Source organism: Psychrobacter sp. 72-O-c, from assembly GCF_904846605.1.
GTDB lineage: Bacteria > Pseudomonadota > Gammaproteobacteria > Pseudomonadales > Moraxellaceae > Psychrobacter.
The window spans coordinates 100,090-108,818 of record NZ_CAJHBI010000009.1 but is presented as its reverse complement, the minus strand read 5'-3'; the positions used below and the strand labels follow the sequence as shown (position 1 = coordinate 108,818).

At 42.3% G+C, this 8,729-nt stretch carries 8 protein-coding genes; 2 read left to right on the top strand and 6 right to left on the bottom strand.

The genetic code is table 11. The features are described 5' to 3' along the window. Positions 1 to 124: 124 nt before the first annotated feature. Complete coding sequence (locus JMX97_RS04985; RefSeq protein WP_227671454.1) at positions 125 to 322, bottom strand: hypothetical protein; 198 nt, start codon at positions 320 to 322, stop codon at positions 125 to 127. Between the two features lie 397 nt (positions 323 to 719). Here JMX97_RS04985 and asd point away from each other — a divergent pair, with 397 nt between their 5' ends. Beyond that, positions 720 to 1,853, top strand: coding sequence for an aspartate-semialdehyde dehydrogenase (gene asd / locus JMX97_RS04980; protein WP_201555835.1), 1,134 nt, complete (start codon positions 720 to 722; stop codon positions 1,851 to 1,853). A 150-nt stretch (positions 1,854 to 2,003) separates the two neighbouring features. Here asd and JMX97_RS04975 read toward each other — a convergent pair whose 3' ends face one another. Continuing rightward, positions 2,004 to 2,669 carry an SOUL family heme-binding protein gene (locus JMX97_RS04975; RefSeq protein WP_201555834.1) on the bottom strand — a complete coding sequence of 222 codons (666 nt, stop codon included), beginning with the start codon at positions 2,667 to 2,669 and terminating at the stop codon, positions 2,004 to 2,006. 279 nt (positions 2,670 to 2,948) lie between these two features. On the opposite strand from JMX97_RS04975, the gene tgt reads away from it, so the two are divergent. After that, entirely contained in the window at positions 2,949 to 4,100 is a 1,152-nt protein-coding gene (tgt, locus tag JMX97_RS04970) for a tRNA guanosine(34) transglycosylase Tgt (RefSeq protein WP_201555833.1), read from the top strand. 202 nt (positions 4,101 to 4,302) lie between these two features. Here tgt and JMX97_RS04965 read toward each other — a convergent pair whose 3' ends face one another. From JMX97_RS04965 to lpxD, 4 genes are all read right to left on the bottom strand, one after another. Further along, a complete protein-coding gene (locus JMX97_RS04965) occupies positions 4,303 to 5,655 on the bottom strand; it encodes a sodium-dependent transporter (RefSeq protein ID WP_201555832.1) in 1,353 nt (450 codons plus the stop codon). A 269-nt stretch (positions 5,656 to 5,924) separates the two neighbouring features. Further along, positions 5,925 to 6,704: an acyl-ACP--UDP-N-acetylglucosamine O-acyltransferase gene (gene lpxA / locus JMX97_RS04960; RefSeq protein WP_201555831.1), complete on the bottom strand. Its 780-nt coding sequence runs from the start codon at positions 6,702 to 6,704 to the stop codon at positions 5,925 to 5,927. Between the two features lie 236 nt (positions 6,705 to 6,940). Beyond that, positions 6,941 to 7,450 (bottom strand): 3-hydroxyacyl-ACP dehydratase FabZ, encoded by a 510-nt coding sequence (gene fabZ / locus JMX97_RS04955; RefSeq protein ID WP_201555830.1) that lies wholly within the window; start codon positions 7,448 to 7,450, stop codon positions 6,941 to 6,943. A gap of 176 nt (positions 7,451 to 7,626) precedes the next feature. Further along, positions 7,627 to 8,643, bottom strand: a complete 1,017-nt coding sequence (lpxD, locus tag JMX97_RS04950) for a UDP-3-O-(3-hydroxymyristoyl)glucosamine N-acyltransferase (protein WP_201555829.1) — start codon at positions 8,641 to 8,643, stop codon at positions 7,627 to 7,629. Positions 8,644 to 8,729 lie beyond the last annotated feature (86 nt).

Sequence of the window (8,729 nt, the reverse complement as noted above, 5' to 3'; positions counted from 1 at the left end):
AACCAGACTAGAATTCAAAAGGGCTTGGGCTATAAATCGCCAAGACAGATGTGGTTTGACTTTTATCGTCACGCTGCGTAATTATAATCTCCCAAGTTTATGTGTACGGGATTGACAGCAGGGGTCACTGTCCCATCTGCCACTGCGACCAAAATATCAGCATACTAAGCCAGGCAATAATACCGAGTACTAGAATTTGTATACGCGGGAAATCAACGCTACGTACCCACCAGTTATCCAGTGGCAGCCAACCCCAGAAGGTTATGAAAGCTATTAGCCCTGCCAGCAGCTGTACGCCATAATATAGTAGGGAGAAATCCATAGGGTCTATAAACCTATTATTAAGTTGATGGCCAAACCAATAGCCGATCGCAAGTGTGATGATAAAATTGTAAGTGTCATGATGAAATTATGTTTGCTTTGCTTTGATAGCCAATGCTTACTTTAGCATTTCACACATCAATCGCCTACTGCTAGCCTTTAGTTATCATAAGCTATAATCAAAAAATTACAATCATAGCGAACGTATTTAAAATCAGCGTTACTTATTTCATCTAGATCAACAACCTCTTGGTTAATAACCTAAAGTTATAGTGGCTATAGTTAATAGTGTTTGAAAAACAGATAAAATTGAGCAAAACGCCTTGCTTTTTATAGCCATTCACGGCATTGTTATTGGTTGGCAAAGCAATAAATTACTGCAAATAGGATGAGGTTTAATGAGTAACTTAACGGTAGGCTTAGTAGGCTGGCGCGGAATGGTAGGATCGGTACTGGTACAACGTATGCGCGAAGAAAACGACTTCGACGGTATAACACCCCTGTTTTTTTCAACCAGTAATGCAGGTGGCGATGCGCCAAGTTTTGATGGTATTAACGCAAGCCCACTAAAAGACGCTCATGATATTAAAGCGTTAGCTGATTGTGATGTAATCATTACTTGCCAAGGTGGTGATTATACCCAAAAAGTACATCAGCCATTACGTGATAGCGGCTGGAATGGGTATTGGATTGATGCAGCGAGCACGCTGCGAATGGAAGACGAAAGTATTATTATCCTCGATCCTGTCAATCGTAAAGTCATCGATAGCGCGCTTGCTAATGGCAAAAAAGACTTTATCGGTGGCAACTGTACTGTGTCGCTAATGCTAATGGCTATCGGTGAGCTGTTCAATAAAGGTTGGATAGAATGGGTCAGCGCCATGACCTATCAAGCAGCCAGTGGTTCAGGCGCGAACAACATGCGCGAGCTAATCAACGGTATGGGCGTGCTACATGATGCGGTAAAAGATGAGTTGGCTGATCCTGCCAGTGCAATTTTAGAGATTGATAAAAAGATTGCGCAGACTCAACGCTCAGAGGATTTTCCTAAGCAGTATTTTGGTGTGCCATTAGCTGGTAGCTTAATCCCATATATTGACTCGCAACTGGAAAACAAACAGTCACGCGAAGAATGGAAAGGCGGCGTTGAAACCAACAAAATCCTTGGCAATTCAGAAGCAGACAAGATTGCAATTGATGGTATGTGTGTACGCGTCGGTGCGATGCGCTGTCACGCGCAAGGCTTAACCATTAAGCTCAAAAAAGACATTCCATTAGAAGAAATTGAAGCGGCACTGAAAAACAGCGATAACCAATGGTTAGATGTGGTCGAAGATGATAAAGAAGCGACCGTGAACCGCTTAACGCCAGTGGCAGTCACTGGTACATTGACCGTAGCAATCGGTCGCTTGCGTAAGCTAAATATGGGTGGTGAATACTTAGGTGCGTTTACGGTTGGTGATCAGCTGTTATGGGGCGCTGCTGAACCATTACGCCGGATGCTAAACATTATCCGCGAGCAAAAAATCTAAGCGGATTTTTAATAGAAGTGTATTAGTAGTCATTGGCAATAAGATAAAAAAGACAGCTTAAGCTGTCTTTTTTTTGTGGGTTAATTTTACTGCTATGATTTAGTACAATGTATTTATTAAAAAACCAAGCTTGAAGAACCTAAAGCATTACTATTTCTGATAGGGAATCATAATCTCATTGCGACGCATAAACGGTAACGTCCACGGCGGATTATAACGTGCCAGCTCAGGGGAACCGGTTACAGTTAATTTTTGATTTTGCATCCATGAGCGCAGCGTTTTTGTCTTTTCTGCAACTTTTTTAGTGCCAGCCAACCCCGAGAACTTAATGACACCATAAGTTTTAACCGGCAGCTCTGTAATCGTGATGTCTGGGTTGTTTGGTTTGGGCAGCGTTTGCATGGTATAACGACTTGGCATGACAAATTTTACCCGCCACTTACCATTGGTTTGTTGCATACTCACGGGCGCGGTCATCGCAATTTTTTGTGACTCGCTGTCTTTATTGCTAGCAGGACCATCATCAGCACCTTGTGGCTGCATCATCACGGGTGCGGTCATACTTATTTTACTACTACTACCATTTACTGCTGTATTGTCACCAAAAATATAAGCGGCTAAGGTTTTAAACCCTTGCCGACTGGCGGCATCTTGGTCACCTGTTACCCATGTTTGCGCGACAATTTGTGGATCATAGCGCCGCAGTTCAAAGTCTTCGGTTTGCGCCAAAATCGTATAGTTAGGTTCTTCGGTTGCCATGGCAGCTCCTGATATCAACAATAAACTGCCAAGTAGTGGATAAATAGCGGTCTTCATAACCTGTCTCTCCATTCGAATGGCGATTTTAGTACTTTATTTAATGACCACTTTAGTTAATTAATATCTTAATTAAATCATACTTTACTTACAAGGCAGTCAACTTCTTACTTTACCAATCAACCAACTGGCTTGTCTGTGTCTTTTAAGTATAGGATAAAAAAGTGAATGAAGTCAGACTTTATTGATATGGGCTACCTTACTAATATCCATGTCCAAAAAAATACCTAGCAGTGCTATAATTAGCGCCATTTTCATAGCTTAAATAGTGATTACCATATGCAATTTACCCTACATAAAACTGCCAGCGGTGAAACGCGCGCGCGCCGTGGTACGGTCCATCTTAATCATGGCGAGGTACAAACGCCTGCCTTTATGCCCGTTGGCACTTATGGCACAGTCAAAGGTATGCTCCCACGGGATATTGAGGCTATCGGCGCTGATATCATCTTAGGCAATACTTTTCATTTATGGCTGCGGCCGGGCACTGAGGTCATCGACAAGTTCGGCGGTCTTCATAAGTTTATGCATTGGGATAAACCGATCTTAACGGACTCGGGCGGATTTCAGGTATTCAGTCTAGGCGCGACTCGTAAAATCACCGAAGAAGGCGTGCATTTTAAATCGCCTATCGATGGCGCAAAGGTGTTTTTATCACCTGAAAAGTCTATGCAAATTCAATACAGTCTAAATTCAGACATCGTTATGCAATTCGATGAATGTACGCCCTATCCAGCCACTCACGATCAGGCAAAAAAATCTTTAGAGTTATCACTGCGTTGGGGTCAGCGTTGCTTGGATGAACATCAGAACCTTGGCAGCACCAATGCCCTATTCGGTATTATTCAAGGCAGTATGTATGCTGATCTCCGTCAGCAGTCGCTTGAAGGCTTGCTTGAGATTGACTTCGATGGCTATGCAATAGGCGGTCTGTCTGTTGGTGAACCTAAAGACGAGATGATGGATGTCTTAGATTATATTCCAGATGCGATGCCAGCAGATAAGCCGCGCTATCTGATGGGTGTGGGTAAGCCTGAAGACATTGTCGAGGCCGTGCGCCGCGGAGTGGATATGTTCGACTGCGTAATGCCGACTCGTAATGCGCGTAATGGTCACTACTTTGTCACTGGTAATCTAGATAACGCCGGGGTGGTACGCATTCGTAATAGCCAATATCGTCATGATGAACGTCCGCTAGATCCAGAATGTGATTGTTATGCTTGCCAAAACTTTAGCCGCGCTTATATATACCATCTTAATAAATGTAAAGAAATGCTGGGCGCGCAGCTAGGAACCATCCATAACTTACGCTACTACCAGCGTTTGATGATAGGTATCAGAAAAGCCATTGAACAAGATAAATTTGATGCGTTTGTTAATGATTTTTATAGCAAGCGTGGCCAAACAGTTCCGGAGCTAAACTTACGTTAATTGCTTTACTCTGATTAATTTATGCTAATGATTACTTATTTTAAGACTAGCTTTTAGCACTAAAGAATAGTAATTGCTTTTATAACCTTCAAAACGCAAAAAGGGCTTAAGATTATCTTAAGCCCTTTTTTATTACGCGTAATCGTCAACGCCAATTTTTTGTATTTAATTCTTTGAGCAGTTTGGACTAATCTTAGCTATTTTAGCCTAGTAACGTAGTAACAAACACTACGATAATAGCGATTGGCGCGACAAACTTAGCGACAACTTGCCATATCTTCCAAGCCCCATTAGATAAGCCAAGCTCTTGTTGAATAGTGCGTTGATCCATTTTCCAAGCAAAGAAGATAATCCCCGCAAGACCTGTCAATGGCAATAAGAACTTACTAGTAATTTTATCTAGCGCATCAAATATACCGTTACCCATGATAGTAAAGTCAGACCATAGATTAAATGATAATAGTGCTGCGATACCTAATAGCCAAATGACAGTACTAGCAACAATGGTTGATACGGTACGACTCATTGGTGTCCGCTCTTCTAAGAACTCAACAGTTGGTTCAAGTAAGGATATCGATGACGTCAATGCTGCAAAAGTAATTAATAAGAAGAACAAGGTACCGATGATCGTACCAGCAGTCATGCTACCAAAGGCAATTGGTAAGCTGACAAAGATAAGCCCAGGACCTGCAGCGGGATCAAGACCATTATTAAAGATAATTGGGAAAATAGCCAAACCAGCGGCTAGAGCAATAACTGTATCTAAAATCACCACCGTGCGCGCTGTTTTGAGTAGGTTTACTTCACGGCCTAAATAAGAGCCGTAAGCAACCATAATACCCATACCAATAGAGAGCGTAAAGAAGGCATGGCCTAATGCCGCTAACATAACATCGCCCGTTAATTTACTCAAATCAGGAGCAAATAGATAATTAACTGCCTCACCAAAGCCGCCATTTACCACGTTATAACCGACGATAACGAATAAAATAATACCTAGTAATGGCATTAAAACTTTAGCCGTGGTTTCAATACCTCGGGTTACACCGACACCGACAATCAGCGCAGTTATTGCCATAAACACTGTGTGCCAAATAGTTAACGTACCGGCTGAAGCCAGCATGGCATCAAAGGTGGCGCCAACCGTATCACTATCTTGTCCGACAAAGCTACCAGTACCGATTTTGGTAATATAATTAAGCGCCCAGCCACCGATGACACTATAGAAGGATAGGATTAAGAAGCCACCCAAAATACCGGTAGCACCAATAATACCCCAGCTGCGTGACTTACCTTCGCTTGCCGCCACATCTGTAAAACTATTGACAGGATTTTTTTGCCCACGTCGACCAATTAACCATTCGGCAACCAGTACTGGAAAACCAACCAATGCAATACAGAATAAGTAAGCGATAACAAAAGCTGAACCACCACTTTCCCCGACCATATAAGGAAACTTCCAGATATTCCCTAAACCAACTGCTGACCCTACTGCTGCAAGCACGAAGCCAAAGCTTGAGCTCCACTGCGCATGTTCTTGTTTATTGTTAGCCATTTTGCCTTCCCTGTACTTTTCTTACCGTTTCTGATACCGGTAGCTTATGATTATAAATAGTATTTAATTGTTTAAAATATATATCAATGTGCAATGTGACACACCCAGCAACATTAAGAAAGAATTGTTTACAATTTTCTAGACAATTAGTTTCTGCTAAGCAACCTAAAAAGTCAAGTGGTCATAAAGACAAAAAACCATAACTATTAGTTATGGTTTAATAAGGCAATACATGCTTTCTTATATCATAAGAAAAGTAGTAGTAGTTTTTAGCGGACCACACCACGTTTACTCTGCTCGAGAGAGTCAATTAGCAGCTGAATTTTAGGCTCTTTCGGTAATAGCTCTTCTTTTAAAACACTAAGCGCTTGGACGGTCGTCAGGCCCGATCTAAAAATGACGCGATACGCTTGGCGTAGCATATCAATGGTCGGTTGAGACCATCCTTTGCGGCGCATCCCTTCTACATTAAGACCGTGCGCACCTGCTGGATTTCCCGATACCATAGTAAACGCAGCCACATCTTTTAAAATCAAACTGGCCCCACCTACTAAACTGTAATCATCAACTCGGCAAAACTGATGAATACCTGAATTACCCCCTATAATCGTATGATCGCCAATAGTGACATGTCCTGCAATACCCACATTATTAGCCAATACATTGTGATCACCAATCAAGCAATCATGAGCGATATGGGTATTTACCATCAGCAGGTTATGACTACCAATCTTGGTCAGTCCTTTATCCTGCGCCGTTCCGCGATGCAAGCTACAAGCCTCGCGGACAGTATTATGGTCACCTATCTCAAGCCAGGTACGCTCGCCAGCATATTTCAAATCTTGCGAATCTTCACCGATACTAGCAAACTGATAAAACTGATTGTGTTTACCAATACGAGTTAGCTTGGTTACTACCACATGCCGATGCAAAATGGTATGTGCGCCAATTGTCACCTCATCACCGACAATACAATAAGGTCCGATAGTTGCGGTGTCGTCAATCGTGGCGGATGGTGAGATGAGTGCTGTGGGATGGATCTGACTCATAATGCGGGCCTTTGTATCATTTAATGCGAGTAAATGGTAAAACAAAATACTTATGATTAAGTGTTCTAACAACTAACGATGTGAATCTAATAACTAATTATGTGAATAACATGATTTTTTATATCAATTATTTTCTTATATTAAGTAATCATTAGCTCTAGTTTTTATCACCAGTTATTGTAATACAGTTATTACGATAAAAACTATGTTATTCATTACCAGCAGTTATAAGAAGCTTATTGCTCTTGGCGAGCAATCATCACTTGCGCACTGGCAGCAAGCTCATCTTCGACATGCACGGTACAATCAAATTTATAAATACCATGCCTTTGCATGACTGTTTTTGCACGAATAATCAGCTGGTCACCAGGAATCACGCGCCGTTTGAAGCGAACCTTATCAACACCTGCGAATAAATACAAGTAACCGTCTTCTGCGGTTAATCCCGCGCTAATAAAGCCCAGTACGCCTGAGACTTGTGCCATTGACTCTACCATCAACACCCCTGGCATAATCGGCTCATCAGGGAAGTGTCCATTAAAAAACTCTTCGTTGATGGTAACGTTCTTGATACCAGTAATACATTCGCCAGGCTTACATGCCGTGATTTTATCTACCAACATAAAAGGGTAGCGATGCGGCAAATAGTGTTTGAGCGTATCATAGGTTAACGGTAACGTCAGACCTTGCTCAGACAAGGATTTGAAGTCTTCATCAGTTAGGGTATCGATATCTATGCTGCTCATAACGGAGCTTCCTTGCTATTTTTATAGGCTGTTGGTTTATAGGCTACTGTTGCTTGTTTTTGATACCAATAGGTTATGTTGTTATAAATGTACCTTTTGTTTTTTGCACTTTTTATTCGCTTACCACGACATTAATTATGACAGGGTTAATCGTAATAAGGCCAATTATGACAAAGCTAGTTCCGTCCAAGTTGACGAAAGCGTACAGCAGCGCGGCGCCAGTTAGCCGTTGGCATCGCTGCCGTACCTGAAGAGTAGGAACCGGCAGTTTTAATCGATTTAGTCACCATCGTCATACCAGATAAAGTAACATCGTCTGTAATCTCAATATGACCAGTAATACCGACAGCCCCGCCTATAATACAACGCTTACCAATAGTCGTACTACCAGCGATACCCGTGTTGGCAGCGATAGCAGTGCCATCACCGATACGTACGTTATGCGCCACTTGTACCAAGTTATCGATAATAACATGATTGCCAATTACAGTATCTTCAATGGCTCCGCGATCAACGCAGGTATTGCTACCAATACGTACATAATCACCAATGATTACACGGCCAAGCTGAGCAATACGCTCCCAGCCATGAACACTAGGATTCTGCGTTGGTGCAAAGCCAAAGCCTTCACTACCTATGCTCACTCCGGCATGCAGCCGAACATGACTACCTATGATGCAATCATGCCCTATTACTACTTGTGACTCAAAGACGCAGTCAGTACCGATATTGGTATGCGCTTCAATAACTACATGAGAATTTAAAGCGCTCCGTGCGCCAATTTGTACCTGCTCACCAATCACACAAAAAGGCCCGATATTGACATCATCACCAATCACCGCACTATCAGCAATCACTGCGCTAGGATGAATACCGCTGGCAAATGAGCTTCGTGCAAATAGCTGACTGCCACTAGCATATGCCAAATAAGGCGTTGCCACCACCAATGCCAAAGATGCTGTTGGTACTTGCGCGCGATATTGTTCAGTGACCAGTACGGCCCCAGCCTGACTGTTAGCCAGACTCGATATATAATGAGGGTCGGCTAAAAAACTCAGCTCTGTATCATTGGCATCGTTTAAGCTACCAACACCACTTAATCTGACACACAACTGTGCAGTGCTAAGCTCAGCTTTATTCAATACTGGCTGGCGCTGCTCAATTTGGGATATAAGTTGCTCAATCGTTATCATAGTTAAAATTAATATGATTAATATAAATAACACTAGCACCAAGCTAAAATATCAGCTTAGCAGCCAGTTAAAATAACCGGTATGAA

Excerpts from the sequence above, each read along its gene's own strand:
- JMX97_RS04985 (WP_227671454.1), bottom strand. The coding sequence starts at position 322 with ATGGATTTCTCCCTACTATATTATGGCGTACAGCTGCTGGCAGGGCTA.
- asd (WP_201555835.1), top strand. The coding sequence starts at position 720 with ATGAGTAACTTAACGGTAGGCTTAGTAGGCTGGCGCGGAATGGTAGGA.
- JMX97_RS04975 (WP_201555834.1), bottom strand. The coding sequence starts at position 2,669 with ATGAAGACCGCTATTTATCCACTACTTGGCAGTTTATTGTTGATATCA.
- tgt (WP_201555833.1), top strand. The coding sequence starts at position 2,949 with ATGCAATTTACCCTACATAAAACTGCCAGCGGTGAAACGCGCGCGCGC.
- JMX97_RS04965 (WP_201555832.1), bottom strand. The coding sequence starts at position 5,655 with ATGGCTAACAATAAACAAGAACATGCGCAGTGGAGCTCAAGCTTTGGC.
- lpxA (WP_201555831.1), bottom strand. The coding sequence starts at position 6,704 with ATGAGTCAGATCCATCCCACAGCACTCATCTCACCATCCGCCACGATT.
- fabZ (WP_201555830.1), bottom strand. The coding sequence starts at position 7,450 with ATGAGCAGCATAGATATCGATACCCTAACTGATGAAGACTTCAAATCC.
- lpxD (WP_201555829.1), bottom strand. The coding sequence starts at position 8,643 with ATGATAACGATTGAGCAACTTATATCCCAAATTGAGCAGCGCCAGCCA.